Source organism: Chryseobacterium sp. X308, from assembly GCF_020733145.1.
Lineage (GTDB): Bacteria > Bacteroidota > Bacteroidia > Flavobacteriales > Weeksellaceae > Chryseobacterium > Chryseobacterium cupriresistens.
On the sequence record NZ_JAJFZH010000056.1, the window covers coordinates 1 to 1,359 of the forward strand.

1 protein-coding gene is annotated in these 1,359 nt (G+C 31.7%); it reads right to left on the bottom strand.

Annotation, left to right across the window (positions count from 1 at the left end; genetic code table 11):
- Positions 1–182: 182 nt before the first annotated feature.
- On the bottom strand, positions 183–1,145 hold the full coding sequence (locus LIV57_RS22830; protein WP_227944446.1) for a hypothetical protein: 963 nt from the start codon (positions 1,143–1,145) through the stop codon (positions 183–185).
- Between the last annotated feature and the right edge of the window lie 214 nt (positions 1,146–1,359).

Sequence of the window (1,359 nt, forward strand, 5' to 3'; positions counted from 1 at the left end):
AGGCTGGAAGCGGGGTGCAGGAAGCTGGAAGTTACTATTGTGCAGATCATTACTATTTTTTTTGATTAAAATATCCGAACTTACCCAATAAACCTGAATTTACACGATCAGACTTCTAGTTGTACTCCGTTCTTCAATAACTTCCATCTTCCAGCATCCATCTTCCTTTCCTTTTTGTTAATCTATTCTTTATTTTTCTCACAAATCTCCTTCCAGATTTTCACTAAATCTTCTGCATATCTTCCCATTATAGGAATTGCTTTGTGATCCTTAATATCATAATATTTTTCAGGAAACTTATATGTTCTTACTTGAACTATTTGCTCTTCAGTTAAATTATAAGGCAAATCAAAATTGACAGATTGATCAAAGTCTATTTTAGAAGGTGTATATTGGTCAAGTTGGTATATCTGTTCTGCTTTAGGCTTCACTGGGGTTGCCCATCTTCCTTCAGCTGTTTTGTATAAAGGAAAAAACTGATATTTCAAATGAATTAAATCACCACAGTATTCCCCTACAAAAATCAATACATGATCATAGTTTCTAAAATCAAATTCATACTTACTGTTGTGGTCATAAGATGTAAAAATAATTGTTGAAGAGGGATAATGTTCAGAAAACTCCTGTTCAATTTTATATTCAGCTTTATATTCGCTATCCATCAGGTCACCACAATATTGCGATGTGTCTACAGAAGTAACATTTATTTTTTTCCCCACGAAAATATATAACTTTGATGGGATTTTCTGATCACATTCTTTATTAGGAATACATGGTGTCCGTTTTAAAAGGACCTGAATATTATCCCTTATTATATCCGCAACTTTATATTTTTGGGTGTCATGCTTCTCTTTAGAAAAATACAGTGTATCTGTAACTTTTGCTGTTATGACATAATTCCCCACAGAATCAGGTATTGTGAAAAGATTTTTATTATTAGCTAATGCATCATACCCTTTCCAATCTTTATTTTCAAATGCTTTGTCTCTAAACTTTCTTATTGTATCATTTACGCTAATTGCTATAAGATTATTTAAAGAATCTCTGGCTATTCCTCGGACGGTAACTGTTTGTGATGGATAGCATTCAGCCATTAAAACTGTTAAAATTAGGAGTGTCTTAAAAAGAATTTGTTCATATTTCATCTGGAATAGCTTTCTTTTTTTAAATTGTGTTTTTATGTGTTGATAAGAACCAGAATTATTAAATTGAATTGTATTTCTTTACAATAAAAAGAGTGACCAATATGCTGATCACTCTGATTATATGTTTAACAATAATTAACCTTGTTATAGGCTGGAAGCGGGGTGCAGGAAGCTGGAAGTTACTATTGTGCAGATCATTACTATTTTTTTTGAT